Here is a 26,284-nt window from a genome sequence, read left to right as displayed (position 1 = left end):
CCCCCCCCCCCCCCCCCCCCCCCCCCCCCCCCCCCCCCCCCCCCCCCCCCCCCCCCCCCCCCCCCCCCCCCCCTCCCCCCCCCCCCCCCCTCCCCCCCCCCCCCCCCCCCCCCCCGGGGCATGATCTGGTCGACGCCAAGGCGGCGGATATCGCGCTCAACCGGCTGGAGGTCGATTCGCTCGGGCTCGACGCGATGGACCGGCGCTACCTGATGATGATCGCCGATATCTATCGCGGCGGCCCGGTCGGCGTGGAGACGCTGGCGGCGGGCCTCAGCGAACCGCGCGACACGGTCGAGGAAGTGATCGAACCATACCTCATTCAGCTCGGTTTGATCGCGCGGACGGCGCGGGGGCGCTGCCTGAATGCGCAGGGTTGGAAGCATCTCGGGCTCAATCCGCCGGCGGGCAGCCAGGACGGGCTGTTCGATGTTTAGCGAAACAACCCGCTTTGAGGCGGAACAGAAATGCTTCTGGGGCTATGTGATGGCTCCCTGCCCGCCGATCTGTTAGCCCTTGCCTATGCCTTCCGCCGTTGCCTCCGCTCGTGAAATCCTGGTTCGACTGCACGACGTGATGGCGTCGCGCACGCCGGCGCAGGCCAAGCTCAATGCCGTGGTCGGGATCGTCGGCGAAGCGATGTCGAGCGAGGTCTGCTCGATCTATCTGCTGCGCGATGGCGTGCTGGAGCTTTACGCCACGCGCGGGCTGGCGGAAGAGGCCGTGCACGTCACCACGCTGGCGCTGGGCGAGGGGCTGGTCGGCACGATCGCCGAGCAGGGCGAGACGCTCAACCTCGACGAAGCCGCCAGCCATCCCGATTTCGCCTATCGCCCCGAAACGGGGGAAGAGAAATTCCACAGCTTTGCCGGCGTGCCGATCATCCGTCGCGAGCGCTCGGTCGGTGTGCTGTGCGTGCAGCATGCCGATCCGCACAAATATGCCGATGTCGAGATCGAGGCGCTGCAGACCGTGGCGATGGTGTTGAGCGAGCTGATCGCCAATGCCGATCTGGTCGATACCAGCGCGGCAGCCAATCTGCGCCCGCAATCCACCGCGACGATCCGCATCTCGGGCCTGAAGCTCGTCGAAGGCATGGCCAGCGGCGCTGCCGTCTATCACCAGCCGCGTGTGACGATCGAGCATACCGTGGCCGACGATACCGAGGCCGAACGCCAGCGCGTCTATACAGCGTTCGACAAGATGCGCGAGCAGATCGACCGCTTCGCCAGCCAGGCCGAGTTCGGCGTCGGCGGCGAGCATGACGAGGTGCTCGAGACCTATAAGATGTTCGCTTATGACGAGGGCTGGGCGCGGCGCATCAACGAGGCGATCGATTCCGGGCTGACCGCCGAGGCGGCGATCGAGCGCGTCCAGCAGCGTACGCGCGCTCGCATGCGGCAGATCGACGACCCGTTGCTGGCGGACCGGATGCACGATCTGGAGGATCTGTCGAACCGCCTGCTGCGCATCGTCTCGGGCCAGATGGGCACCGCCGCGCAAGGGGGCTTGCGGCAGGACACGATCCTGATCGCGCGCAATCTCGGGCCCGCAGAACTGCTCGAATATGATCGCCGCCGCCTGAAGGGCGTGGTGCTGGAAGAGGGCTCGCTCACCGCGCATGTCACGATCGTGGCGCGCGCGATGGGCGTGCCGGTGCTTGGCCGCGTCAAGGGCGTGCGCCGTGCCATTGCCGAGGGCGATATGCTGCTGCTCGATGGTACCGCCGGCACTGTGCTGGCGCGGCCGACCGTGGCCATGGAAAAAGCGTTCGAAACCAAGCTCGAACTGCGCCAGCAGCGCCGCGCGGTATTCGCCGCGCTCAAGGACGAGTTGCCGATCACCAGGGACGGCCACCGCATCACCGTGATGGTCAATGCGGGCCTGCGCGACGATGTCGCCGCGCTCGACGTAACCGGCGCGGACGGCATCGGGCTGTTTCGCACCGAATTTCAGTTTCTGGTTTCGGCCACGCTACCGGCGCGCGCGCAGCAATTGCGGCTGTACCGCGACGTGCTCGATGCAGCGGGCACGCGCCCGGTGATTTTCCGCACCGTCGATATCGGCGGCGACAAGGCGTTGCCGTATCTCAACCGCGAGGATGAGGAAGAGGAGAATCCGGCGATGGGCTGGCGCGCGCTGCGGCTCGCGCTGGATCGCGGCGGGCTGATGAAGGTGCAGGCGCGCGCCCTGCTCGAAGCGGCGGCGGGCCGGACGCTGAGCGTGATGTTCCCGATGGTGTCCGAGCCGTGGGAATTCGAGGAAGCGCGCGCTTTGTTCGAAGCGCAGCGCGAATGGATGCGCGCGCGCGGCAAAATATTGCCGAGCGAGATCCGCTACGGCGCGATGCTTGAGGTGCCGGCGCTGGCCGAGATGCTCGATGTGCTGCTGCCGCGGCTCGATTTCCTGTCGATCGGCACCAACGATCTGACGCAATTCCTGTTCGCCGCTGATCGCGCGCATCCCAAGCTCGCCGAGCGATATGATTGGCTCAGCCCCGCGATCCTGCGCTTTCTGGCACGGGTCGAGGCGCCGGTGCGCGCGGCGGGCAAGCCGCTGGCGGTGTGCGGCGAAATGGGCGGGCGGCCGCTGGAGGCGATGGCACTGATCGGGCTGGGCATCGAACGCTTGTCGATCACTCCCGCCGCGGTGGGTCCGATCAAGGCGATGGTGCGCTCGCTCGATCGTGCCGCCCTGCAGGCCCATATGGCCACCTTGCTGACCACGCCGCCACGCGACATGCGCACGACGTTGACTGCCTGGGCGGCCGACAATGGGGTTGAATTGGCCTGATCGCATGCCGTGCCGCGTGTAGCGGGCGTTGACAGCGGCGCGCCCCTTTGAGACACGAGCGCCGAGACACGCAGGACCCTGTAACAGGTCAACTTTCCTGCCGGAGACCCTCATGACCGATACCGTTCCGGCCGACGACGTCACCCCGACTGCCAAGACCGCCGGGGAGCGGTTGCGCGAGGCGCGCGAGGCACAAGGGCTATCGCTGGCCGAGGTCGGCGCGCGCACGCGCGTCCCGCTGCGTCAATTGGAAGCGATCGAGCGAGATGATTATACCGGCCTGCCCTCGGTGACCTATGCCGTGGGATTCGCCAAGGCCTATGCCCGCGCGGTCGGCGCGGACGAGGCCGCGATTGCACGCGATGTGCGCAGCACCAGCGACCAGACCGTCCAGCGCACCAATTACGAAGCTTATGAGATCGACGATCCCAAGCGTACGCCGACGGGCGGCGTGCTGCTGACCAGCATCATCGTGGTCGTGTTGCTGCTGATCGCGATCGGTCTGTGGTACGGCACCAATCTGTTCCGCGGTGAGGAAAGCGCGCCTGCCGCGCCGGTTGCCGAGACGGTGGCGCCGATCGCGGCGCCGGCCCCCGCACCGGCGCCTGCGCCGACCACTGGCCAGGTCGTGCTGACCGCCACCGACGAAGTGTGGCTGCGCGTGTATGATGCGGCCGGCAAGACGCTGTTCCAGAAAACGATGACGGCGGGCGAGCGCTACGACGTCCCCGGCGATGCCAATGCCCCGATGATCAATGTCGGACGGCCGGATAAGCTTTCGGTTACGCTCAACGGCTCCGGGCTGCCCCCGCTGGGCGACGGGCGCGTGGCCATCAAGGACGTGCCGATCAGCGCTGCAGCGTTGACGGCTCGTGGCAACGGCGCTGCCCAGCCTGGCGCAACGACCACAACCACGCCGAGCACCGGACCGTCCGATGCGCCGCCGGCCTTCCGCCCCGCCGGTTCGTCGGCCCCCACTCCTTAAGGCTGGTGACAGGATGGTTATGGCAGATCCTGCACATGGTTCATTTGCACCGGGGGATTCATGCGTAAGGTTGTGATCGCGGCACTGGTTGGCACGGCGGCATTGTCCGGCCCTGTGGCGGCGCAATCCGGCGTCGAGGTGCGCGTCGAGCGGCTCGAGGGGCAGATGCGCGCGGTGCAGCGCAAAGTGTTCCCCGCTGCTGGCGGCAAGCTGATCGAGCCGGAAATCACCGGCACCGCGCCCGTGAGCGAGATCGGCGCGCCATCGACCAGCGCGGTGATTGATCTCACCGCGCGCGTCGCGGCGCTCGAATCGCAGCTGCGCACGATGACCGGGCAGGTCGAGCAGAACCAGTTCAAGCTGCGTCAGCTGGAAGACGGGTTCGCCGCCTATAAGCGCAGCACGGACGCACGGCTGACCGCTGTCGAAGGCGCCGGACCCGCGACCGGTTCGGGCGCGGAGACGGAGGCCGACGGTGATACCGATACGTCGGCACCCGCGCCGACCCGCGCGACGCCGCGCCCGGCCACATCGGGCGCCGGGGGCGCCGGGGGCGCGCGGCCCGCTACACCACCCGCGATAGCGTCGAGCGCCGGCAAGGACCCGGCGCGCGCGCAGCGGGTGGCGGCGATCGAGAAACCCTCGACCGGGGATGCCGGCGAGGATGCCTACACTTATGGGTATCGCCTGTGGGAAGCGAAATTATATCCCGAGGCCGAAACGCAGTTCCGCGGTCTGGTGAAATCCTATCCGCAGCATCGGTTGGTCAGCCGTGCGCAGAACCTGCTCGGCCGATCGTTGCTGGATGAGGGCAAACCCAATCTCGCCGTGCTCGCCTTCTATGACAATTATCGCGCCAACCCGAAGGGCGATCGCGCGCATGAAAGCCTCTATTATCTGGCGCAGGCGCTGGCCAATTTGAAGAAGCCCTCGGGCGAGATCTGCAAGGTCTATGACGAGCTGACCGACGTCTATCCGGACAAATTGTCGGACGCGATGAGGGCGGGCGTTGCCAAGGGGCGCGCAACGCAGAAATGCGGGAACTAGCATCGACCGGGGCGCGGTAAGCGCCGCCCCTACGGGCCTGCCGCCGGCGGCGGTGGCGCGCCTTGGCGCCGATGCCGCGCTGGCGCTGGGCCGGGCGATCGCGCCGGCGGATGTGATCGCCATTGCCGTGTCGGGCGGGCCGGACAGTATGGCGTTGCTCGCATTGGCGTCCGCCGCCTGGCCGGGGCAGGTGATCGCCGCGACGGTCGATCATGGCTTACGCATAGCGGCAGCAGAGGAGGCTGCGATGGCCGGCGCGTATTGCGCTGCGCTTGGCAGCGCGCCGCGATCGGTTCCGCACACGATCCTCACTCCTGCCAAACCAATCGGCAGCGCCAATGTGCAAGCCAACGCGCGCACCGCGCGATATGCCTTGCTGACGGATTGGGCGATCGCCGCGCGCGCCACCATCCTCGCCACGGCGCACCATGCCGATGATCAGGCCGAAACCTTCCTGATGCGCGCTGCGCGCGGTTCGGGCTTGGCGGGGCTCGCCGGAATCCGCCCGCGTCGGCGCTTGAACGATGCGCTGACCGTGATCCGCCCGCTGCTCGGTTGGCGCCGCAGCGATCTGCGCGCGCTGGCGGTAGGAGCGGCGGTGCCGTTCGTCGATGATCCGAGCAACACCGACGAGCATTATGATCGGACGCGCTTCCGCGCGCTGCTGCGCGACGCGCCGTGGCTGGAGACGGCGCAGATCGCCCGAACGGCAGGCCATCTGGCCAAGATCGATGCCGATCTCCGCGCGCTCGATGCGTGGTTGCTGGAAACACGGCAACAGCCGGCCAAGGCCGGCGACTGCGCGATTGATATCACCGGTCTGCCGCGTGAAGTGCGTCGACGCCTGACACGCAGCGCGATCGCCCGCGTGCGCGCGGCGCGGGCGATCATCGATCCAGCATGGCGCGACTCGGCCAATATCGAAGCGCTGCTCGACGCGCTGGAGGCGGGCAAGCGCGCGACTCAGGCGGGCGTGATGGGCAGTGCGCACGGCGAAATCTGGCATTTTACCGCCTCTCCGCCGCGCCGGACGGTCTGACAGCCGCAATCTGGCGTCTGTTCCATTGCCATTGACGTACGTGCGCTTATCTTGGTGGGGACGAAAGGTACCGATACGCTCATGAACGACAACGATAAGCCGCAGTCAGGCCAGGACGGCAATGGCCCCAATCCGTGGATGAAGAGTCTGCTGATCTGGGTCGGCATCCTGCTCGCGCTGGCGATGTTCGTCGCTTTGTTCGATTCGCCCGGTCGCCAGCCGGCCGGTACCGCGATCGCTTACTCGTCGTTCCTCGACAAGGTCGAGGAAGGCACGGTGCGCGAGGTCAATGTTTCGGGCGAGGTGATTTCTGGCGCGCTGACCGATGATAGCCGCTTCAAGACCTACGCCATCGCCGACCCGCAGCTGATCGATCGACTGCGTGCGAAGAATGTCGTGATTACGGCGAAGCCTGAGGAAGGCCCGGCGATCTGGCAGGTGATCATCGTCCAGTCGCTGCCGTTCCTGCTGTTCCTCGGCATCGCGTTCTTCGTGCTGCGCCAGATGCAGAAGAATTCGGGATCGGGCGCGATGGGCTTCGGCAAGAGCCGCGCCAAGATGCTGACGCAGAAGGAAGGTCGCGTGACTTTCCAGGACGTGGCCGGCATCGACGAGGCGCGCGAGGAGCTGGAGGAAATCGTCGAATTCCTCAAGGATCCCACCAAGTTTGCGCGACTGGGCGGCAAGATCCCCAAGGGCGCGTTGCTGGTCGGCTCGCCCGGCACCGGCAAGACGCTGCTGGCGCGCGCCATCGCTGGCGAAGCCGGCGTGCCGTTCTTCACCATTTCGGGCTCGGACTTTGTCGAGATGTTCGTCGGCGTGGGCGCGAGCCGCGTGCGTGACATGTTCGAACAGGCCAAGAAGTCGGCGCCGTGCATCGTCTTCATCGACGAAATCGATGCGGTCGGTCGTCATCGCGGCGCCGGGCTCGGCAATGGCAATGACGAGCGCGAACAGACGCTCAACCAGCTGCTGGTCGAGATGGATGGTTTCGAGGCCAATGAAGGCATCATCATCATTGCCGCGACCAACCGCCCCGACGTGCTCGACCCTGCCCTGCTGCGTCCTGGTCGCTTCGATCGTCAGGTCGTCGTGCCGCGGCCGGATATCGAGGGCCGGATCAAGATTCTCGAAGTGCATATGAAGAAGGTGCCGTTGGCGCCGGACGTCGACGGCCGCGTGATCGCGCGCGGCACGCCGGGCTTTTCGGGTGCCGATCTCGCCAACCTCGTCAACGAGGCGGCGTTGCTGGCCGCCCGCAAGGGCAAGCGGCTGGTCGCGATGAGCGAGTTCGAGGAAGCCAAGGACAAGGTGATGATGGGGGCCGAGCGGCGGTCGATGGTCATGACCGATGAAGAGAAGCGTATGACCGCCTATCACGAGGCCGGCCACGCGATCGTCTCGGTGCACGAAGCGGCATCGGATCCGATCCACAAGGCGACGATCATTCCGCGCGGTCGGGCGCTCGGCATGGTCATGCGGCTGCCGGAGCGGGACAGCTACAGCTATCACCGCGACAAGATGTACGCCAATCTCGCCGTATCGATGGGCGGCCGCGTCGCCGAGGAAGTGATCTTCGGCTATGACAAGGTCTCGTCGGGCGCCTCGTCGGACATCCAATATGCCACCAATCTGGCGCGCGACATGGTCACGCGCTGGGGTATGTCGGACGTGGTCGGGCCGCTCGAATATGGCGAACCGGAGGGCGAGAGCTTTCTTGGCTATTCGTCGGGTCGTCCGGCGCGCATGTCGAACCAGACTGCCGAGCTGATCGATGGCGAGATCAAGCGGATCGTCGAAGGCGGGCTCAACCGTGCGAAAGAGCTGCTCAACAAGCATCTCGATCAGTTGCACCTGCTGGCCGAAGCGCTGCTCGAATATGAGACGCTGTCGGGCGACGAGATCAAGGCGCTGATTGCGGGCGAGCAGATCGATCGCGACAGTGGCCCCAAGACGCCGATCGTCTCGGCCGGTGGCACTTCAATCCCCAAGACGCGGCGCCCCAAGGGTCCGTTCGGCACGCCGAGCCCGCTCGGCGCCTGATCGTCCAAGCGCGTCGATGACCAAAAGCCCTCCCGCGACGATCGTCGCGGGAGGGCTTTTGGTATCAGCGGCGATGGCGAGGCGCAGCCCGTCAGTCCCACGAACGAGAACGGCGCCAGCGGCGGCACAAGCACGGGGCGTTTGCCGACGGTAACGATGTCACGCCGCGACTGAAAGTTATAGCGCTTTGGCAGGGGGGCAGTGGCGTGATAGCTGATGGCGCATGAGTGAAACGATCGATCCGCACATGCTTATCCAGGACATGGGGCGTCGCGCGCGCGCGGCGAGCGCGATGGTCGCCGGCCTGGCCAGCGAGGTGCGTGGCGCGGCGCTGTCCGCCGCCGCGCGGCATCTGCGCCAGACGGCGCCCGCAATCCTTGCCGCCAATGCGCAGGATATGGCGCATGGCGGCGAGATCGGGCTGTCTGCGGCGATGCTGGACCGCCTGATGTTGGACGAGACACGGATCGAGGCGATGGCGGCGGGCGTGGCGGCGATTGCCGAACTGCCCGATCCCGTCGGCACGGTGATCGATCGCAGCGCACGACCCAATGGCCTGCAGCTATCGCGTGTGCGCGTGCCGATCGGGGTGATCGGCATCATCTATGAAAGCCGCCCCAATGTGACCGCCGATGCCGCCGCCCTGTGCGTCAAGGCGGGCAATGCGGTGATCCTGCGCGGCGGCTCCGAAGCGCAGCACAGCAATCGCGCGATCCACGCCGCCTTGGTGGCGGGGCTGGTCGAGGCGGGATTGCCTGCCGATATCGCGCAGCTTGTGCCGACCACCGATCGCGCCGCCGTGGGCGCGATGCTCACCGCCGCGGGCGTGATCGATCTGGTCGTGCCGCGGGGCGGCAAAAGCCTGGTCGCCCGCGTGCAAGCGGAAGCGAAAGTGCCCGTGCTGGCGCATCTAGACGGGATCAATCACGTCTATGTCGATGGGTCGGCGGATCCGGGGATGGCGGCGGCGATCGTCGTCAACGCCAAGCTGCGCCGCACCGGCGTGTGCGGCGCGATGGAAACGCTGCTGATCGATCGCGCGTATCCCGATGCTGCAGGATTGGTGGCGGCGCTGGCCGATGCGGGGTGCGAAGTGCGGGGCGATCCCGCTATCCTGGCGCTCGCGCCGACCGTTACCGCGGCTGACGCTGCCGATTGGGACACCGAATATCTCGAGGCGATCGCTTCGATCGCGATCGTCGACGGCGTGGACGCGGCGATCGCGCATATCGCCATACATGGTTCGCACCATACCGATGCGATCATCGCCGAGGACGAGGCCGTCGCCGAGCGTTTCATCGCTGCGGTGGATAGCGCGATCGTGCTGTGGAACGCCTCGACGCAATTCGCCGATGGTGGCGAGTTCGGCCTGGGCGGCGAGATCGGCATCGCCACCGGCCGTCTCCACGCGCGCGGGCCGGTCGCGCTGGAAGGGCTAACGACGTACAAGTGGGTCGGCCGGGGGACCGGGCAGGTGCGGCCTTGAAGGCGGCACCAAGGGCGCGTATCGTATTTACATGAACCACCCGGCGCCTGTCTCGTCGACGATAACGGCGGAAATCGATACTGCGACGCTTACGTTGCTTGAACAAGCGTCTGAGCGGCGTGGCATCAGCCCTGCCGAGTTCGCCGCGCAGGCGATCCGACGCGCTGCCGAAAGCGACGCCGATTTCGATGCCTTCATTCAAGTCGGTATCGATGCGATCGAGCGCGGCGATGTCGTGCCGCATGATCAGGTCATGGCCGAGCTTGATACGATGATAGAGCGACACCGCGCGCGATGCTCGACATAGAATGGTCGGGTCCGGCGCTGGGCGATCTGCGCCGGATCAATAGCTGGCTCGAAGAGAATGCGGCACCCGAATATGCCGTGCGCCTCCTCGCTGCGATCCGCTATCGCGCCGAGTGGTTGCGCGATTTCCCGCGCGGCGGGCGACCGTTTCGCGGCGATATGCGTGTCCTGCGTGTTTACCAGACACCCTATCTGATCCGGTATCGCGTCGTCGAGGCGCTTCAAAAGGTCTATGTGCTGCGGGTCCACCATGAACGCGAAGACTGGTCGATCGAACCTTGAAGCGTATCGGTCTGCTCGGCGGCTCTTTCAATCCGGCGCATTCGGGGCATCGCGCGATCAGCCTTGCCGCGATCCGTGCGCTGGGGCTGGATGAAGTGTGGTGGCTGGTGTCGCCGGGCAATCCCCTGAAGGATGGCGCGACGGACATGGCGCCGCTCGCGATCCGGCTGGCCTCGGCGCGCACGATGAGCCGCCTTGCGCCGATCCGGCCGAGCGATATCGAGACGCGACTGGGCACACGCTACACGATCGATACGCTGCGCAAACTCGTCCGGCTGTATCCTGACAATCGCTTCATCTGGCTGATGGGCGGCGACAATCTGGCGCAGTTTCACCAGTGGCGCGACTGGCGCAAGATCGCCCGCGAGGTTCCGATTGCGGTTATCGCGCGGCCGGGTTATGAGCATGCTGCCCACGCGGGCGTCGCGATGGGTTGGTTGCGGCGCTGGCAGCGGCCCGCACACCAGGCGAAGAGCTGGACGACGTGGAGACTGCCGGCCCTCGTGCTGTTGCGATTCCGCCTTGACCCAACCTCCGCGAGCGGCCTGCGCAGGGCCGATCCCGCCTGGCAGCGGCGTTTCATGCCGACAACCCGATCAACCTAGGAATCATCTTGGCCTCAACTCTCCCCGTCATCCGCGCGACCGATCCAGCCGAAGTGGCGGCGCTGCATGCGCTGATTCTCGCCAGTCTCGATGACGACCAGGCGGTCGAGACGATCTCGATCCCGCTGGCCGGCAAATCGAGCATCGCCGACTTCATGGTCATCGCCAGCGGTCGATCGACGCGGCAGGTGGCGTCGATGGCGCAGAAGCTGCAGCAGAAGATCAAGGCCGATCTCGGCCGCCAGACGCGCATCGAAGGCCTGCCGACAGCGGATTGGGTATTGATCGACGCCGGCGACGTGATCGTCCACCTGTTCCGCCCGGAAGTGCGTAGCTTTTACAATCTCGAGCGCATGTGGGCGTTCGGCGACGCGCCGGAAGCACCGCCGACGCCGGCCAAGCATGGAGATTATGCCGCGTTCGAAGACGACGACGATTCGGACGACTGAAGCCGGCGATCACTTAGCCGCCGTCATCCTGAACTTGTTTCAGGATCCATTGTGCCGGGTTGGCGACGCTGGCCCTCTGGTGCGGGGCTTAGCCGCCCGGTGGATCCTGAAACAAGTTCAGGATGACGGTGCGGAGAAATGCGGGTGCGCTGGCGGACGCGAACGTTGCGCTATTGGCGTCCCTACACCCCACACCAGTGAACCGCGCAAATGCTGATTCATATCCTGGCGCGCGGGCGGATCGGGCGGAGCCCCGAGGCGGAACTGGTCGAGCGTTATCTCAAGCGCGTGCCCTGGCCGACGCGGATCACCGAACTGCCCGACACGGGCGGCAAGATTCCCGCGCTCGAGCCACAGACCAAAATCGTCATGCTCGACGAGACGGGCGAGGTGCTGCCCTCCAAAAGCTTCGCCGAGAAGATCGGCCGCTGGCGCGACGATGGGGTGCGCGAATTGCGCTTCATGATCGGCGCAGCGGACGGCTTTGACGAAGCGGATCGCGCGCAGGCCGATCTGTTGCTGTCGTTCGGCCGCGCGACCTGGCCGCACATGCTGGCGCGCGCGATGCTGGCCGAGCAATTGTGGCGCGCGGCCAGCATCCTGGCCAACCATCCCTATCACCGCGAAGGATAGCGGGATGAGCCGGGCCGCACGACGGTGGACGGCAATCGCACTGGCCTGCGGCATCGCGCTGATGGCCGCCTCCGTGCCGGCGCAGGACCAGCACAGCCGTCTTGCCGATGCCAAGCGACAATCCGCCGCCGCCGCCGCGCGCGCGGTCGCGCTCGATCGGCAAGCGGCGGGGGAACGCGACCAGGCGCGGCAGGCACGCGCGCAGGAGGCGGCAGTGGCGGCGCGTATCCAGCAAGCCGAAGCCGATATCGCCGCCGAGCAGGCGCGTATCGCGATTCTCCGCCGCCTGATCGATACGCAACGCGCGCGGCTCGCCGCCAAACAGGCCCCGGCCGTGCGGCTGATCGCCGCGCTGCAATCGCTGGCGCGCCGCCCGGCACTGATCAGCCTCATCCAGCCGGGATCGGTGAGCGATATCGTCCATGTCCGCGCGGTGCTGGCGACCACGCTGCCGGTGATCCGGCAGCGCACCGCCGATGTGCGCGCCGATCTCGCCCGCGCGCGCCGGCTGGAGGCCGATGCCGCGCTGGCCGCGCAGAACCTGGCAACCGCGCGCGCGCAACTTGAGCGGCAGCGTTTGGCGCTGACCCGCATGGAGGCGGCGCATCGCCTGCGCGCACGCGCGCTGGGGCGCGAATCGCTGTTCGAATCCGATCGCGCCATCGCGCTGGGCGAGCGCGCGCGCGATATCGTCGATTTGATGGACCGTTTGGGCGATCAGGCCGGCGTGCGCGACAGCCTCGCCGCGCTGCCCGGCCCGCAATCGCGCCCGCCGCGCGCCGGCGAGAGCGCGCTGCCGATAGATACGGTGCCGTGGTCGGGAGGCAACGCGCCGTATCGCCTGCCGGTGATCGGGCGCGTGGTCACCGGCTTTGGTGAACTCTCCGATGCCGGCGTGCGCTCGCGCGGGTTGACGCTGGCCTGTGCGACGCAGGCGCTGGTGGTGGCGCCGGCGGCGGGGCGGGTGGCGTTTGCCGGCGCGTTTCGCGGCTATGACCGGATCGTGATCCTCGATCATGGCGACGGCTGGACCTCGCTCGTCTCCGGCCTGGGCTTGACGGCGGTGCGTGTCGGCGATCGCATCGGCCAGGGCGCACCGATCGGGCGTGCAGCACAGCGCGATGCCGCCCGCCTCACGATCGAGCTGCGCCGGCGCGGGCGCGCGGTGGATATGACGCCGCTGCTCGACTGATCCGCTCATCGCCGGTTCACGCGTGATCCGCTTTGATCGCACCGCATAAGGCGCTAGTGTCGTTTCTCAACACTTCACAGGTATTCACCCCGACATGGCTCGTCCCTTCATCCAGGCCACCGCGATCGCTTTGGTGCTCGCGCTCGTCCCCGCCGGCACCGCGGCGATGGCGCAGGTCGATACCGATGCGTATCGCGAGCTCGATCAGTTCATGGACGTGTTCGCGCGGATCAAGGCGACCTATGTCGACAAGGTCGACGACAAGACGCTGATCAAGGGCGCGATCGACGGCATGCTGGCGGCGCTCGATCCGCATAGCGGGTTCGAGGCGGGGCTGGATTACGACAATCTGCGCATCCAGACGATGGGCAGCTATGGCGGGCTCGGGCTGACCGTCACCGCCGAGGACGGCGCGGTGAAGGTCATCTCGCCGCAGGAAGATACGCCGGGCTATCGCGCCGGGATCAAGTCGGGCGACTATATCACACATATCGACGGCAAGCTGATCTACGGGCTGACGCTGGACGAGGCGATCACGCAGATGCGCGGCGCGCCCGGCAGCAAGATCAACCTGACGATCGTCCGCCCCGGCCGCGACAAGCCGATCGAGATTGCGCTGGTGCGCGAGAAGATCGTGCAGCGCCCGGTGAAATGGGAGGTCAAGAACGGCATCGGCATCCTCAACATCAACACCTTCTCCGACGGCACTGGTGCCGCGGTTAAGGCGGGCATGATGAGCGTCGAAAAGTCGCTCGGTCATCCGCCGCTCGGGTGGATCGTCGATCTGCGCGACAATGGCGGCGGCTTGCGCGACGAGGCCATCACCGTCTCCGATCAGTTCCTCAATTATGGCGAGATCGTTTCGGAGCGCGGGCGCGAGAAGAACGATATCGAGCGCTTTTATGCCAAGGCCGGCGATCCGTCGCGCGGGCTGCCGACGATCGTGCTGGTCAATTCGGGCTCGGCCTCGGCCTCCGAGATCGTCGCCGGCGCGCTGCAGGATCATCACCGCGCGCTGGTCATGGGGGTTAAATCGTTCGGCAAGGGCTCGGTGCAGACCGTGCTCGATCTTGGCAACAACACCGCGTTGCGGCTGACAACGTCGCGTTATTATACCCCGTCGGGCCGTTCGGTGCAGGAAGGCGGGATCGAACCCGATATCCGCGTGCCGCAGATCACCGACCCGGATTTCAAAACCCGCCCGGTGTTTCGCGAGGCCGATCTGCGCCGCCATTTGATCAACGAGGTCAAGGCCGACGACAAGGTGCTGGAGGAAGACACCAAGGACGATCCGCGCTTCACCGCGACGCCCGAGCAGTTGAAGGCCCGGGGCGTGGAGGATTTCCAGCTCGATTATGCGTTGAAGACGCTGGCGCGGCTAGGACCGATCAAGCCCGCGACGCGGACGGCGGCAAAGTGAAGATGGCGCATGGGATGACAATTTGACCCGCAACTTCACCACCGCCCGTCTCATCGCCCTGCTGCTTCCCGCCGCGCTGCTGGCCGGCGCCTGGGGCTCGCAGCTGATCGGGCAGCTGTATCCGTGCGAGATGTGCCACTGGCAGCGCTGGCCGCATTATGCCGCCGTCGTGCTCGCCGCGCTCGGCTTCGTCACGCCCAGCCACCCCGCCAAACGCGCGGTGGTGTTCGCCGCTGCGCTCGCCATCGCGCTCAGCGGCGCGATCGGCGTGTTTCATGCCGGCGTCGAATATCATTGGTGGAACGGCATCACCGCCTGCACCTCGACTGTCGCTGGCAGCGGCGGAACCGCTGAGGAGATGCTGGCGCGGATCATGAACGCGCCCGTGGTGCGTTGCGATGTGGCGCAATGGTCGCTGTTCGGCATTTCGCTGGCCGGCTTCAACGCCATCCTGTCGCTGGGTGGCGCCGCGACGATCCTTGCCCTGTTGTTCGGAGACCGCACATGACCCGTTGGAAACCAGGCGACTCCAGGCGTGCCACCGGACCGATGGTGCGTGTCGATCAGGCCGGCGAATATGGCGCGATCCGCATCTATGGCGGGCAATTGGCGGTGATGGGCGATCGTATTCCGGCGGCGCGCGAGATTGCCGGCATGGCCGTGCAGGAAGAGCGCCACCGGGCCTTTTTCGATGCCATGATGGCGCGCCGCGGTGTGCGCCCGACCTTGTTGCAGCCCGCCTGGAAAATCGCCGGCTTCGCGCTCGGCGCGATCACCGCGGCGATCAGCCCGGCGGCGGCGATGGCCTGCACGGTTGCGGTGGAGACCGAGATCGACAAGCATTACGAAGATCAGCTGGTGGCGCTGGGCGACAGCGATCCCGAACTGAGCGCCGCGATCCTCGATTTCCAGGCCGAGGAAGTCGAGCATCGCGAGACGGCGCTGGCGGCGGGTGCGGAAAGCGCGATCGCTTATCCGCTGCTCAGCGGGGTGATCCGGCTGGGCTGTCGGGTAGCGATCGCCACGGCGCAGCGGATATGACATTAAGGGCGTTGGGTGGCGCGCAGGCGTCGGGCTGGGAGTAGAATAATGAAGCTCACGATCGGTGCAGGCGCGGCCGCAGCGGTGTTTGCCGGCCTGCTCGCCAGCGGCGCGGCGGTGCCCGCGGCAGCGCAGAACGCGCCGCAGAACGGCGTGCTGGTCATCTATGGCGAGCAGAAATGCCCGACTACGCAGGAAGGCAATGAAGTGGTCGTGTGCGTGCGCCGCAAGGCGAGCGAACAGTTCCGCATCCCCAAGGAGCTGCGCGAACTGGAAGTGACGCCGGAAAACGAAAGCTGGGCGGTGCGCGCCAAGGCGAACGACAATGCCGGCGCCAGCGGCATCGGCACGTGTTCGACGGTGGGGGTAGGCGGCGCGACGGGCTGCTTCGCGCAAAATGCCGATCAGTATCGTGCATATAAAAAGAAGCGCGCGGCGGACGCCAAGCAGGTCGAGGAATCGCTGCCGTAAGCCGCTCATGCTGATTTCTTCAGCGATGACGGCGTGACACGTCGTGACGACGTAGGTGTTGGGGAAATCCTATGACGTTCATTAGTGATTATGACGCCCTGATCACGTGGGATCCCGACAGCGGCATCAAGCTGTTGCGAACGTTTCGTGGACCGGACGGTGAATATGGCTGGGAGCTGCGTGCGGGCGAAGAAATCGTGGCATCCTTTGGAGGACAATTAGAGACGCTGGTCCCACCTGGCGGGTCTGAGCGCAACCTTGTGCAATGGAAAATCATCGGCTTGCAACCTAAGCGAGGTGTGCTTTCATTTGATGATGCCAAGCAGTTGGTTGGCGATGCGATGAGGTCTTACAAGACTCTTCATAGCGCAGGCGGAGAAGCCGGCGTTATTGTCATTTTTCAATGATTATCGGCAACGGAAAAACGGTGGTCGCAATCTATCTAGAAAGCATCTGCCGGGGACGGATCGCGCCGACATTGTTCGAACCGCGCATCGGGCGTAGGATAGGGGCGGTCGCGTGACTGGCGAATCGTGGGGCACCACAAGGGAGCGCCGACCATAGCAACGCCGTTCGCCTGGGCACCCCTCTCGATGGAAGGAGTGTCCGTATGTCCGAACTGTCCCCGATCCGCGTGGCTTTTCTGCTGTTCCCGGATGTCACGCAACTGGATCTGACTGGCCCGGCGCAGGTCTTGTCGCGATTGGGCAACGCCACGGTAGATCTCGTCGCGAAGACGCTCGATCCGGTGATGACCGATGCCGGCTTTGCGCTGGTGCCCACCGCTACGTTCGGGACGGCGGTGCAGCCCGATATCCTGTGCGTGCCCGGCGGCATGGGGATCAACGATGCGATTGACGATGCCGATACCATGGCGTGGGTGCAGCGCGCGGCGGCGGGGGCGGGCTGGATCACCAGCGTGTGTACCGGATCGCTGCTGCTCGGTGCGGCGGGGTTGCTCGAAGGCTATCGGGCGACGTGTCATTGGGCGCAGCATCAGCATCTCGCGGCGTTCGGGGCGATCCCGGTCAAGGACCGCGTGGTGATCGATCGCAACCGGGCGACCGGCGGCGGGGTGACCGCGGGGATCGACTTCGCGCTGTCGCTGATGGCGGCGATCCGCAGCGAGGCGCAGGCCCGCTTCGTGCAGCTCAGCCTGGAATATGATCCGTCGCCGCCGTTCGATGGCGGCGCGCCTGAGCGCGCCGACCCGGCGATGCTGGCGCGCTATCACGACATGGCAGCGCAGCGCGCGCCCGATCGCGATGCGCGCACGCTGGCCGCCGCAGCGCGGCTCAGGAGGAGCGCGCTTTCCTGATCGCGCTGATACGGTGCCAGACATACCAGACGATGGCGATGACCAGCACCACGCCGATCAGCGCATCGGCGCTGTGGAACGCCGCCTTGACGCGCGGATCGCTGTGCCATGCCTCGCCCAGCTTCATGCCGAGCCAGGTCAGCGCGAAGCAAAACGGCCAGGAGCCGGCGAAGGTATAGATATGGAACGGCACCAAGGGCATGCGCGCGACGCCCGCCGGAAAGGCGATGAACGTGCGGATCACGGGGAGCAGCCGGCCGACGAACACGGCCGATTTGCCCCAGCGCGCGAAGAAACGATCGGCGGCGTCGAGTTCGTCCGGGCCGATCAGCAGATATTTGCCCCAGCGCTCTACCAGCGGCCGGCCGCCGCGCTTGCCCGCTTCATACGCCACGATCGAGCCGAGATTGCAGCCCAGGGCGCCGGCGGTGGCGGCGAGATACAGGTTCATCTTGTCCTGCGAGACGAGATAGCCGGCGAACGGCATGATCAGCTCGGAGGGCAGCGGCACGCACATGCTCTCGATCGCCATCAGCAGCATCACGCCGAGATAGCCGGTGGCCTCGATGATCGAGATGACGAAGGTGGCAAGGATGCCCAGTATGTGTTCGACCATGGGCCGAAGCGATGCGCGAAGCGGCACGCGAAGGGAAGCCGAAAACGTGTGGGGCATGGCCGGCAATGATTCGTCACGACCGGTTCAGGCGGGCGCGGGCAGGATCGTGTGGTGAGCGAACGATATGGTGATCAGCGGGGCGGGCGCGAGCGCTGGATAGCCGGCGCCGGTGTGGTGCTGGTCCATGCCGCGATCGGCTGGCTGCTGGTGACCGGGCTGGCGCCCGCGCTGGTGCGCCAGGCCTCCGAGAGCTTGCGGTTGTTCGAGGTGTTGCCGGTGCCACCGCCGCCGCCCGCGCGACGGGCGCCGAGGCCGGCCGTCGATCCGCGCAAGAGCGGCGCGGCGGCCCCGGCCAATCGTGGTGCACGGCCGAGCGAGATCGTCGCACCAGTGCGGCCGGCGATCGTCCCGCCCCCGGTTATCGCCGCGCCCGTGGCGGGGCCGGAGGTGGCGCCAGCGTCCGGCGCCGCGCTCCTGCCCGGGCCGGGCACGGGCGGCGGGGGGAGCGGGCAGGGGACGGGCAGCGGCGGCGCCGGCAACGGGCAGGGCGCGGGCGGGCGCGGCACCTTCGCGCGCAAGATCGCCGGCCAGATCCGCGACGGTGATTACCCCAAGGCGGCGGCACGCGCGGGGATCGGGGGCATAGTGTGGGTGCGCTACACCGTCACCGTGCACGGCCGCGCGCAGGATTGCCGCGTGACGCGCAGCAGCGGCAATGCCGAACTCGACGCCGTGACGTGCCGGCTGGTGACCAAGCGCTTTCGCTACCGGCCGGGTACCGACGCGGCGGGAAGGCCGGTATCGTCCGTGGTGGAGGAAGATCATGTCTGGGTGATCGACGGCGCGGACGATTGAGCCAAAGCGGCGATTGACCCGCGTCGCGAATGCCAGCACCAGCCGGGCATGACCCGCAGGATCAACCCCGGCATTCTCTATGCCGTCATCGCTTATACGATCTGGGGTTTGCTGCCGGCGTTTCTCAAGCTTCTGAAGCCGTTGCCCGCGCCGGATATTCTGGCGCATCGCATCCTGTGGTCGCTGCTGCTGCTGGGCGGGCTGGCGATCGTGCTGAAGCATGGCCCGGCGCTCAAACGCATCGTCACCACGCCCCGGCTGATGCTCGCGCTGACGGCGTCGGCGCTGCTCATCGCGGTCAACTGGCTGTGCTACATCGTCGCCGTGAACAGCGGCAACGTGGCGCAGGCGAGTCTGGGCTATTTCATCAATCCGCTGGTCAACGTGGCGCTTGGCGTCGTCATCCTGCGCGAGCGGCTGGGGCGGATCGAGCTGGCCGCGGTGGCGCTGGCGCTGCTCGGCGTGCTCTTCCTCGCTTTTGAGCAAGGTGGCGTGCCGGTCATCCCGCTGACGCTGGCGTTTTCGTTCAGCATCTATGGCCTGATCCGCAAGATCACCCCGGTCGATGCGTTGGATGGATTGCTGATCGAGACCGCCATCCTCTCACCGCCGTCATTGTTGTGGCTGTTGCTGGCCGGCACATCGCTTGCCGCCGGCCCAGCCTGGCCGTTGCTCCCCGCCGCGGGTTTGGTGACGGCGATCCCGCTGGTGTTGTTCGCCGCCGCGGCCAAGCGCGTGCGCTACAGCGATCTCGGGCTGCTGCAATATATCGGCCCGACGCTGCAACTGGTGCTCGCGGTGGCGGTGTATGGCGAACGGCTGCAGGTGTTCGAATGGGCCGCGTTCGCATTGATCTGGATCGCGCTGGCGATCTACGCCACCGGCATGGTGATCGGCGCGCGGCGCACTGCCGCTGCATCCTAAAAGGTCGCCGGCGTTCTCAGCGCCCTCCAGGCATAGAAGAATACCGCCACCAAGGCGGCGCTGGCGATCAGATAAGGCAGCGCATGCTGCGCTTCATACAGCCCGACGCCGATCGACGGCCCGAGCACGAAGCTCGCGCCGTTGACGCTGGTCACCTTGCCCGCCACCGACCCTTGCGCGGCCGGCCCCACCGCCAGCGAGGATCCGGCGGTAAAGCCCGGGCGGGTGAAGCCGAACCCCGCGGAGGCCAGCGCATAAGCCAGCGCAATGCCGTAGAGCGAGGTGGCGAGCCCGGTCAGCGCGCAGCCGATAGCGGACAGCACCAGCCCGGTCAGCACCAGTCGTTTGGGATCGAGCTTGAGCAGCGGAATCAGCCCCCATTGCACCAATAGCGCGGAGCCAGCGCCCATCATCAGCACCAGGCCGGTCGGTTTGAGCGCATCGATCGGCGCCACGCCCAGCCGGTCGATGACGAGGAAGCCGATCGCCTGGCCGGTCATCGCCTGCGCATGCCCCATGATCAGCCCCAGGATCATCCAGGTGCGAATGCGCGGATCGAGATAGCCGACCGGCTCACCCCCCAGATGCGTCGCTGCGGTGACGCTGGCGCCGGATGATTGCCCGCCGACCGAAGGATAGGCGATCGCCGCGCCGTGGCTGGCGGGATCGGCCGGCCCGGCGCTGGCGACGCGATCATGCGGCAGCACGCGGTACACCGTCAGCAGGATGATCGCGCCGAACAGCGCGCCGCAAAAGGCCGGGCCGGCCAGCCCGATCTCGATCCCGCCAATCGCGCCCAACGTGAGATAAGGCGCCACCGCCGGCCCCAGGATCGTGCCCAGGCCGAACGCGGAACCGAGCAGGGTCAGCGCGCGCGTGCGCTCGGCGCGCGTCGTGCTGCCCGCCACCAGCGCCTGCACCGCCGGCGGCGCGGCGGAGCCGAACGCGCCGTACAGCAGACGCCCGGCAATGAAGGCCAGGAACGCCGCGGTGCCGCCGATCCAGCCGTTGATTCCCGCGGTCAGCGCGACGCCGCACAGCAATAGCGAGGCGGTGAAGCCGCACAGGCCGAGCAGGATCATCGCGCGGCGACCATGATGATCGGACCGATTCGCCCAGAACGGCGCCGAGATCACCCACAGCAAGGCAGAGACGGAAAACGCAGCGGCGACCGCGCTATCGGGCACGCGCAGCGATCGGCCGAGCGCGGGGAGCACCGATTGCAACGCGGTGTTGCCCGCCGCGATGGTCAGCATCACCACGAACAGTAACAGGAAATCGCGTTCGAGCCGGCGTTCACGCTGCGCTACACTCGCCGGGCTGACGCCGGCCGTCGGTTCCTGATCCATGCCCCCGGCTTACGGGTTTTGGCCGCGCGCGCAAACCCGCCCGACGCGCGCCACGCAACCCGATCCTTGAATGTTCGTTACAAGTTTGCGACGGAACGGCTAAAGACCATCGTGAAGCCCGGCCGAGGGCCAGAATCAAGGATCATCAGTGCCAGTTTCCACCCTCGCCACGCGGCGCCAGCGCCGTCAGCTTCGACAGGCTGCCGGTGTTCCTTCTCCCTGGGGCATGTTCCTGCGCGGCTTCGTGAAACATCCGGTCATGGTCGGGTCGATCGTGCCGTCTTCGCCGCAGCTGATCCGCAAGATGCTGAAACCCGTCGATTGGGCCAACACCAAGGTGTTCGTTGAATATGGCCCGGGCGTCGGCACCTTCTCGCGCGCGATTCTCGATCAGCTGCCCAGCGACGGCCTGTATATCGCGATCGATACCAACGCCGATTTCATCCAGTATCTGCGCCACGAAATCGTCGATCCGCGCTTTTCGGCCGTGCTGGGTTCGGCCGCCGATGTGCGCCAGATCGTCGCCGATCACGGCGCGCCGCATGCCGATTTCGTCCTCTCCGGCCTGCCCTTTTCGACGCTGCCGGCCGGCGTCGGCGATGCCATCGGCCAGGCGACGGCCGACGTGCTGCGCCCCGGCGGCGCTTTTCTGGTCTATCAATTCTCGCCCAAATGCCGCGACTTCATCGAGCCGTATCTGCCCAAGATCGATCACGCCATGGAATGGTGGAACGTGCCGCCGGCGCAGCTTTACTGGGCGTGGAAGGAATAGCGGCGAAGATTCTTTCGCGCGAAGACGCGAAGACGCTAAGCATGGACCGTCATCCCAGCGCACGCTGGGATCTTGTGCGGCTGTCGTCACGCGTTATCGATGGAGACCTCAGCTTGCGCTGGGGTGACGCCGTGGGTTCATTCCTCCAGACCGGACTCGTCTACCGTTGCCCGCGCCCGAAATTCAGGCTTTTCGTCACGTTATAATCCAGCACGGTGATCACGAAATACGCCGCCGCTTGCTTCACCCGGCGCCACGGCGTGGTGCGGGATTTGTAGAGCGCTGGGGTGATCAGTTCGGATTGCGCGATCTCGCCGTCGACATAGGCCCGGGCATGCGCGGCGAACGCCGGATCGTCGATGCGCAGCATGATTTCGAGATTGAGGAACATGCTGCGAATGTCGAAATTGGCCGATCCGACATACACCACATCATCGATGACGAACAATTTGGTGTGCAATTTGGTCAGCAGATATTCGTAGATCGCCACGTTCTTGCGCAGCAATCCGGCATAAGTGAAGCGCGAGGCCCAGATCGCGCCTTCGTGATCGTTCTTCGAGGGCAGCACAATGCGCACGCGCCCGCGCCGGCCCAATTTATCGAGCCGGCGGAGCATCGCCGGGTTGGGCGCGAAATAGCCGGCGATCAGATCGAACGCTTTGGCCCGCCGCAGATCCTCGCGCACTGCCTTGGCCCAGGGGCTCAGATGCCGCGTCGGCCCGCCAAGCAGCCAGCGCGTATGCCCCTGGCGCTGGCTCCATTGCGCGAGCACGCGGCGCAGCGCGCGGATCGGCGCCTTGGGGGTCTGGATCCAGCGATTGAGCGTATCGAAATAGCCGGTCAGCGCGGCGGCCGAGGGGCCTTCCACCAGCAGCCCGAGATCGCGCCAGGCCTGCTCGGCGGGCGTGCCGAAATAGGAATCCTCGATATTGAACCCGCCGATGATGACGCGTGCAGTGGCCGTCTCCCCATCGGCCAGCGCGAGCTTCTGGTGGTTGCGCAACAGATAGCGCCGCCCGAGCCGCGGCTCGAACCGGCAGACCGAGGCGCCGGTGGCGATCAGCGGATCGAAGAAGCGCTCGTTCGTCGCCGGCCCGCTGCCCATGCCATCGACGATCACCGATACGGCCACGCCGCGCGTGGCGGCGGCGATCATCGCCTGGCGCACCTGCGCGCCGGCGGCATCATCGACATAGATGTAATAGAGGATGCGCAGCGAGGTCTGCGCGCCATCGATCAGATCAAGCAAGGCGGCGAGCCGCCGCGGCCCGGTATCCAGCATGGTCAGTCGATCGCCGTCGACGGTGAAGCTCGGCTGCGCGGCGGGTTCGGTCATCGCGCGGCGTGATGGCGGGGCGCGGCCCTGCGCGCAAGCCGGATTCCTTGACTCTGGCGGGGGCGCGCCGTACAGCGCGACGCTTCATCTATCCTGCCGTTTACCGAAGGAAGCCATTCATGGCGCGCGTCACCGTCGAAGATTGCGTCGACAAGATTCCCAACCGCTTCGATCTGGTCCTGCTGGCCGCGCAGCGCGCCCGCCAGATTTCCGGCGGCGCCGACCTCACGCTGGATCGTGATCGTGACAAGAACCCGGTCGTCGCGCTGCGCGAGATCGCCGAGCAGAACGTGAAGCCCGCGCATCTCGAGGAATCGGTGATTTCGGGGCTGCAGCGCGTGCAGGTCGACGACGAGGACGAGGCCGATGCCGTCGGCAACCTGGCGCAGTCGGCCGAGGCCCTCCGCCTCACTGCCGCTGCACCGCCGCGCAACCAGAATCTGGGTGCTGATTACGAAGGCTAAAGCAGCGGATTAGCAGCGCTAATCCGCGTTTCAGCTTTAGCCCGGCCGGCGGGCTGCAGGCCCGACCGACGACGCGGCTTTGCCGCGGCGCTGCCCCAAACGAACAGCCCGCCGAGCGATCGGCGGGCTTTTTCGTGAGACCCGGCCGTTGCCGGCCAATAAGAGCACCGATCGCGCGTCAGGCCGGCGGCGGCGATTCGGCCAAGCGATGGCGTGCGATCGGCGAATGTTGAATTCGGCCACCGAGGTGTTGGCGAACATGAGCGACGTGGGTTGCCAGATCATCGCGGTCGCGCTCCAGCGACGATGGCGAATCGAAAGCTGATCGCCAACCTCCCCCTCCGTCGCCTTCGGCGCCACCTCCCCCTGGCGGGGGAGGATTTATTGGTCTGCTTGGTGCCCCCAACACCATGCGCGTGAAGAACGCGAACGGTCCCCTCCCCAGGTGGGGCAGGAGTTTCGTTTACTCTGCCTTCGCCTCCGCCACCGCGCGCCGGCCCTTGAAGCCCTGCGCCACGACGAACCATTCCACCGATCCCTTGCGGCTGGCGGGCGGCTTGGCGTGTTTCACGGTGGTGAAGTTGCGCTTCATCTCCGCTACCAGCTCCGAATCGGCGCCGCCGGCAAACACCTTCGAGACGAACGCGCCGCCCGGCTCGAGCACCTCGATCGCGAACGCCAGCGCCGCCTCGACCAGCCCCAACGTGCGCAGCGCATCGGTCTGCGGATGGCCCACCGTGTTGGCGGCCATATCGGACAACACCAGATCCGGCGCGCCGCCCAGATCGGCGATGAGCTTGTCCGGCGCGGCGTCGTCCATGAAATCCATGTGCAGGATGGTCACGCCGTCGATCGGATCGACCGGCAGCAGATCGATCCCGACGATCGCCGCCTTAGGCGATTGACGCCGCACCACCTGGCTCCACCCGCCCGGCGCCAGCCCCAGATCGAGCACGCGCTTCTTGCCCTTCAGAAAGCCGAACCGCTCGTCGAGCTCGATCAGCTTATAGGCCGCGCGGCTGCGATAGCCGTCGGCCTTGGCGCGCTTGACGTACGGATCGTTGAGCTGGCGTTGCAGCCAGCGCGTCGATTGCGGGGTGCGCTTGCGCGCGGTCTTGACGCGGACCCACAACCCGCCGCCATCCTTGCTCATATAGGGGCCTTACTCATAATCGTTCCTTGCCCATCAGGCGGCGGAGAATGCCTTCGCGAATGCCGCGATCCGCCACGCCGAGCCGTTCGGCCGGCCATAAATCCATGATCGTCTCGAGGATCGCGCAGCCCGCCACGACGAGATCGGCGCGCTCGGTGCCGATGCAGGGCAGGGTGGCGCGCTCGGCCAGGTCCATGCCCGACAGATCGGCGCTGATCCGGCGCATCGAACTGGCCGGCACGATCAGCCCGTCGACCTCGGCGCGGTCGTAGCGCGACAGCCCGAGATGCACGCTGGCCAGCGTCGTTACCGTGCCCGAGGTGCCAAGCAGCCGCGGGCGATCGATCCCGCGCGGCAGCCGCGCGGTGAAGGCGGCGAAGCTTTCGGCGACGATATCGCGCATGCGCTGATAGGCATCGAGCCGCCCCTGCCGGCTGTCAGCATAACCGATATGCTCGGTGAGCGAGACGACGCCCCATGGCGCACTATGCCAATCGAGCACGCGCGGCACCTCCGAACGCGTATCGACCAGCACCAGTTCGGTCGATCCGCCGCCGATATCGAAGATCAGCGCCGGATCCTCGCCCGGCTCGATCAGCGCATGGCAGCCGAGCACGGCAAGCCGCGCTTCCTCCTCGGCGGAAATGATGTCGAGATGGATGCCCGTCTCGTCGAGCGCGCGGGCGATGAACGCGGCGCCATTGTCGGCGCGGCGGCACGCCTCGGTGGCGACCGAGCGCGACAGCAGCACGTTACGGCGCTTCAATTTATCCGCGCAGACTTTCAGCGCGGACAGCGTGCGCTCGATCGCCGCGTCGCTCAATTTGCCCGTGGCGGCGAGGCCCTCGCCCAGCCGCACGATCCGCGAAAAGGCATCGACGACGGCAAAGCCATCGCCCTGCGGCCGCGCGATGAGCAGCCGGCAATTGTTGGTGCCGAGATCGAGCGCGGCATAATGGCGCGGCTCGCTCCAGCCCTTGCGCTGGCCGGTGGCCGCCGCAGCGGAGGGCGCAGCCGGGCTATGGCCGGCGCGCGAGGCCCGCTGCGGGCTCCCGGGGGCTGGTGCCGGACGGGCAGGGTATTGCTGCCGGTACGGCGTTCTGGGCGACTGATCCCCCATGCCGTTCTCACTTATTATGTTCTTCCGTCACGCTGAGGGCAGTGCGCCCGGCGCTCGGTGCTTGGCGGCATAGGTAGCGCAGGTGCGCGGCAGCGGCAAGCGATGCGCCTTGCGTTGTTGACACCGCCGAACCCGCCGCCTATCTCGCGCGCTCGCTGATGCCCCGTCGTCTAATGGTAAGACTGCGGTTTCTGATACCGTCTATCGAGGTTCGAATCCTCGCGGGGCATCCAGCGCTTCCGCCATCATCGATCGCTTGCCGGCTGGTCCTTCGCCAGGGTTGCGGCCCAGGCCGCATAAGGCGTGGTGTGCGCCATGTGGCGGTTGAGATCGGGCGCAGCATCGTGCCACCAGACGGGGCCGCGCTCGCCCAGCGCCACCTTGGCCTGCTGCACCGCCGCGCGCGCCGCGGCGATGGCATCGCGATCATCCGCCTTCCTGCCCCGGGCGACGGCGCGGCGCGCGTCCATCAGCGCCGCGACGAGTGCCGCGCGCGTCGGCTCGGGCAAAGCGGGGTTGGCGCGGCGCCAGAGACGGCCGCGCACCATCAGGTAGCGGCCGTCGGGCGTCACCGGCGCCGGCATC

28 protein-coding genes, 1 tRNA gene, 1 pseudogene and 1 riboswitch are annotated in these 26,284 nt (G+C 66.8%); of the genes and pseudogenes, 24 read left to right on the top strand and 6 right to left on the bottom strand.

The window, feature by feature from the left end:
• Nucleotides 1-116: 116 nt before the first annotated feature.
• From ABC969_RS06465 to ABC969_RS06375, 19 genes and pseudogenes are all read left to right on the top strand, one after another.
• Nucleotides 117-437, top strand: a pseudogene (locus ABC969_RS06465) (Holliday junction DNA helicase RuvB C-terminal domain-containing protein); the annotation flags it as partial.
• An 85-nt stretch (nucleotides 438-522) separates the two neighbouring features.
• Nucleotides 523-2,793, top strand: a complete 2,271-nt coding sequence (gene ptsP / locus ABC969_RS06460) for a phosphoenolpyruvate--protein phosphotransferase (protein WP_345863758.1) — start codon at nucleotides 523-525, stop codon at nucleotides 2,791-2,793.
• A 112-nt stretch (nucleotides 2,794-2,905) separates the two neighbouring features.
• Complete coding sequence (locus ABC969_RS06455; protein WP_345863757.1) at nucleotides 2,906-3,778, top strand: helix-turn-helix domain-containing protein; 873 nt, start codon at nucleotides 2,906-2,908, stop codon at nucleotides 3,776-3,778.
• Nucleotides 3,779-3,838: 60 nt separating this feature from the next.
• Entirely contained in the window at nucleotides 3,839-4,825 is a 987-nt protein-coding gene (locus ABC969_RS06450; RefSeq protein WP_345863756.1) for a tetratricopeptide repeat protein, read from the top strand.
• A 52-nt stretch (nucleotides 4,826-4,877) separates the two neighbouring features.
• Nucleotides 4,878-5,864: a tRNA lysidine(34) synthetase TilS gene (gene tilS / locus ABC969_RS06445; RefSeq protein ID WP_345863755.1), complete on the top strand. Its 987-nt coding sequence runs from the start codon at nucleotides 4,878-4,880 to the stop codon at nucleotides 5,862-5,864.
• Between the two features lie 81 nt (nucleotides 5,865-5,945).
• On the top strand, nucleotides 5,946-7,907 hold the full coding sequence (gene ftsH / locus ABC969_RS06440) for an ATP-dependent zinc metalloprotease FtsH (protein WP_345863753.1): 1,962 nt from the start codon (nucleotides 5,946-5,948) through the stop codon (nucleotides 7,905-7,907).
• A 223-nt stretch (nucleotides 7,908-8,130) separates the two neighbouring features.
• Nucleotides 8,131-9,393 (top strand): glutamate-5-semialdehyde dehydrogenase, encoded by a 1,263-nt coding sequence (locus tag ABC969_RS06435; protein WP_345863752.1) that lies wholly within the window; start codon nucleotides 8,131-8,133, stop codon nucleotides 9,391-9,393.
• Between the two features lie 31 nt (nucleotides 9,394-9,424).
• The gene (locus ABC969_RS06430) at nucleotides 9,425-9,700 is read left to right on the top strand and encodes a CopG family ribbon-helix-helix protein (RefSeq protein ID WP_345863750.1); all 276 of its coding nucleotides are present in this window, start codon (nucleotides 9,425-9,427) and stop codon (nucleotides 9,698-9,700) included.
• Nucleotides 9,688-9,981 carry a type II toxin-antitoxin system RelE/ParE family toxin gene (locus ABC969_RS06425; protein ID WP_345863748.1) on the top strand — a complete coding sequence of 98 codons (294 nt, stop codon included), beginning with the start codon at nucleotides 9,688-9,690 and terminating at the stop codon, nucleotides 9,979-9,981. The genes ABC969_RS06430 and ABC969_RS06425 overlap by 13 nt, the downstream gene beginning before the upstream one ends.
• Nucleotides 9,978-10,586, top strand: a complete 609-nt coding sequence (locus ABC969_RS06420) for a nicotinate-nucleotide adenylyltransferase (RefSeq protein WP_345863747.1) — start codon at nucleotides 9,978-9,980, stop codon at nucleotides 10,584-10,586. The genes ABC969_RS06425 and ABC969_RS06420 overlap by 4 nt, the downstream gene beginning before the upstream one ends.
• An 8-nt stretch (nucleotides 10,587-10,594) precedes the next feature.
• Nucleotides 10,595-11,035 carry a ribosome silencing factor gene (gene rsfS / locus ABC969_RS06415; RefSeq protein WP_345863746.1) on the top strand — a complete coding sequence of 147 codons (441 nt, stop codon included), beginning with the start codon at nucleotides 10,595-10,597 and terminating at the stop codon, nucleotides 11,033-11,035.
• Between the two features lie 210 nt (nucleotides 11,036-11,245).
• Nucleotides 11,246-11,668: a 23S rRNA (pseudouridine(1915)-N(3))-methyltransferase RlmH gene (locus ABC969_RS06410; RefSeq protein WP_345863745.1), complete on the top strand. Its 423-nt coding sequence runs from the start codon at nucleotides 11,246-11,248 to the stop codon at nucleotides 11,666-11,668.
• Between the two features lie 4 nt (nucleotides 11,669-11,672).
• Complete coding sequence (locus ABC969_RS06405; RefSeq protein WP_345863744.1) at nucleotides 11,673-12,860, top strand: murein hydrolase activator EnvC family protein; 1,188 nt, start codon at nucleotides 11,673-11,675, stop codon at nucleotides 12,858-12,860.
• Between the two features lie 94 nt (nucleotides 12,861-12,954).
• Nucleotides 12,955-14,280: a S41 family peptidase gene (locus tag ABC969_RS06400; RefSeq protein WP_345863743.1), complete on the top strand. Its 1,326-nt coding sequence runs from the start codon at nucleotides 12,955-12,957 to the stop codon at nucleotides 14,278-14,280.
• Between the two features lie 22 nt (nucleotides 14,281-14,302).
• Nucleotides 14,303-14,788: a disulfide bond formation protein B gene (locus tag ABC969_RS06395; RefSeq protein ID WP_345863742.1), complete on the top strand. Its 486-nt coding sequence runs from the start codon at nucleotides 14,303-14,305 to the stop codon at nucleotides 14,786-14,788.
• Nucleotides 14,785-15,321, top strand: a complete 537-nt coding sequence (locus ABC969_RS06390) for a demethoxyubiquinone hydroxylase family protein (RefSeq protein ID WP_345863741.1) — start codon at nucleotides 14,785-14,787, stop codon at nucleotides 15,319-15,321. Before ABC969_RS06395 ends, ABC969_RS06390 begins: the two co-directional genes overlap by 4 nt.
• Nucleotides 15,322-15,369: 48 nt before the next feature.
• Nucleotides 15,370-15,792: a hypothetical protein gene (locus tag ABC969_RS06385; RefSeq protein WP_345863740.1), complete on the top strand. Its 423-nt coding sequence runs from the start codon at nucleotides 15,370-15,372 to the stop codon at nucleotides 15,790-15,792.
• A gap of 71 nt (nucleotides 15,793-15,863) precedes the next feature.
• On the top strand, nucleotides 15,864-16,199 hold the full coding sequence (locus ABC969_RS06380; protein WP_345863739.1) for a hypothetical protein: 336 nt from the start codon (nucleotides 15,864-15,866) through the stop codon (nucleotides 16,197-16,199).
• A 102-nt stretch (nucleotides 16,200-16,301) separates the two neighbouring features.
• Nucleotides 16,302-16,382: riboswitch (ZMP/ZTP riboswitch) on the top strand.
• A gap of 20 nt (nucleotides 16,383-16,402) precedes the next feature.
• On the top strand, nucleotides 16,403-17,110 hold the full coding sequence (locus ABC969_RS06375; protein WP_345863738.1) for a DJ-1/PfpI family protein: 708 nt from the start codon (nucleotides 16,403-16,405) through the stop codon (nucleotides 17,108-17,110).
• Here ABC969_RS06375 and ABC969_RS06370 read toward each other — a convergent pair.
• Nucleotides 17,088-17,726, bottom strand: coding sequence for a DedA family protein (locus ABC969_RS06370; RefSeq protein ID WP_345863737.1), 639 nt, complete (start codon nucleotides 17,724-17,726; stop codon nucleotides 17,088-17,090). The genes ABC969_RS06375 and ABC969_RS06370 overlap by 23 nt on opposite strands.
• Nucleotides 17,727-17,837: 111 nt before the next feature.
• Here ABC969_RS06370 and ABC969_RS06365 point away from each other — a divergent pair, with 111 nt between their 5' ends.
• Complete coding sequence (locus ABC969_RS06365; protein WP_345863735.1) at nucleotides 17,838-18,581, top strand: energy transducer TonB; 744 nt, start codon at nucleotides 17,838-17,840, stop codon at nucleotides 18,579-18,581.
• A gap of 48 nt (nucleotides 18,582-18,629) precedes the next feature.
• Entirely contained in the window at nucleotides 18,630-19,505 is an 876-nt protein-coding gene (rarD, locus tag ABC969_RS06360; protein ID WP_345863734.1) for an EamA family transporter RarD, read from the top strand.
• Here the strand turns inward: rarD and ABC969_RS06355 are convergent.
• Nucleotides 19,502-20,854: an MFS transporter gene (locus tag ABC969_RS06355; protein WP_345863733.1), complete on the bottom strand. Its 1,353-nt coding sequence runs from the start codon at nucleotides 20,852-20,854 to the stop codon at nucleotides 19,502-19,504. The two genes, rarD and ABC969_RS06355, sit on opposite strands and share 4 nt — an antisense overlap.
• 148 nt (nucleotides 20,855-21,002) lie before the next feature.
• Here ABC969_RS06355 and ABC969_RS06350 point away from each other — a divergent pair, with 148 nt between their 5' ends.
• Nucleotides 21,003-21,626: a class I SAM-dependent methyltransferase gene (locus tag ABC969_RS06350; protein WP_380808411.1), complete on the top strand. Its 624-nt coding sequence runs from the start codon at nucleotides 21,003-21,005 to the stop codon at nucleotides 21,624-21,626.
• Nucleotides 21,627-21,786: 160 nt separating this feature from the next.
• On the opposite strand, the gene ABC969_RS06345 is transcribed toward ABC969_RS06350, so the two are convergent.
• Nucleotides 21,787-22,962 carry a phospholipase D-like domain-containing protein gene (locus ABC969_RS06345; RefSeq protein WP_345863732.1) on the bottom strand — a complete coding sequence of 392 codons (1,176 nt, stop codon included), beginning with the start codon at nucleotides 22,960-22,962 and terminating at the stop codon, nucleotides 21,787-21,789.
• A gap of 119 nt (nucleotides 22,963-23,081) precedes the next feature.
• On the opposite strand from ABC969_RS06345, the gene rpoZ reads away from it, so the two are divergent.
• Nucleotides 23,082-23,426, top strand: a complete 345-nt coding sequence (gene rpoZ, locus ABC969_RS06340) for a DNA-directed RNA polymerase subunit omega (protein ID WP_332706973.1) — start codon at nucleotides 23,082-23,084, stop codon at nucleotides 23,424-23,426.
• A gap of 463 nt (nucleotides 23,427-23,889) precedes the next feature.
• Here the strand turns inward: rpoZ and ABC969_RS06335 are convergent, their stop codons facing one another.
• Together ABC969_RS06335 and ABC969_RS06330 are read right to left on the bottom strand one after the other, a co-directional pair.
• The gene (locus ABC969_RS06335; RefSeq protein WP_345863729.1) at nucleotides 23,890-24,579 is read right to left on the bottom strand and encodes an RlmE family RNA methyltransferase; all 690 of its coding nucleotides are present in this window, start codon (nucleotides 24,577-24,579) and stop codon (nucleotides 23,890-23,892) included.
• Between the two features lie 13 nt (nucleotides 24,580-24,592).
• Nucleotides 24,593-25,699: a Ppx/GppA phosphatase family protein gene (locus ABC969_RS06330; protein ID WP_345863727.1), complete on the bottom strand. Its 1,107-nt coding sequence runs from the start codon at nucleotides 25,697-25,699 to the stop codon at nucleotides 24,593-24,595.
• Nucleotides 25,700-25,858: 159 nt separating this feature from the next.
• Here ABC969_RS06330 and ABC969_RS06325 point away from each other — a divergent pair.
• Nucleotides 25,859-25,932, top strand: a tRNA-Gln gene (locus tag ABC969_RS06325).
• A gap of 12 nt (nucleotides 25,933-25,944) precedes the next feature.
• Here ABC969_RS06325 and ABC969_RS06320 read toward each other — a convergent pair.
• Nucleotides 25,945-26,283, bottom strand: coding sequence for a hypothetical protein (locus ABC969_RS06320; protein WP_345863725.1), 339 nt, complete (start codon nucleotides 26,281-26,283; stop codon nucleotides 25,945-25,947).
• Between the last annotated feature and the right edge of the window lies 1 nt (nucleotide 26,284).

This window comes from Sphingomonas qilianensis (genome assembly GCF_039614825.1).
In the GTDB taxonomy this organism is placed as follows: Bacteria; Pseudomonadota; Alphaproteobacteria; order Sphingomonadales; family Sphingomonadaceae; genus Sphingomonas; species Sphingomonas qilianensis.
This window is presented reverse-complemented; position numbering and strand designations above follow the sequence as displayed.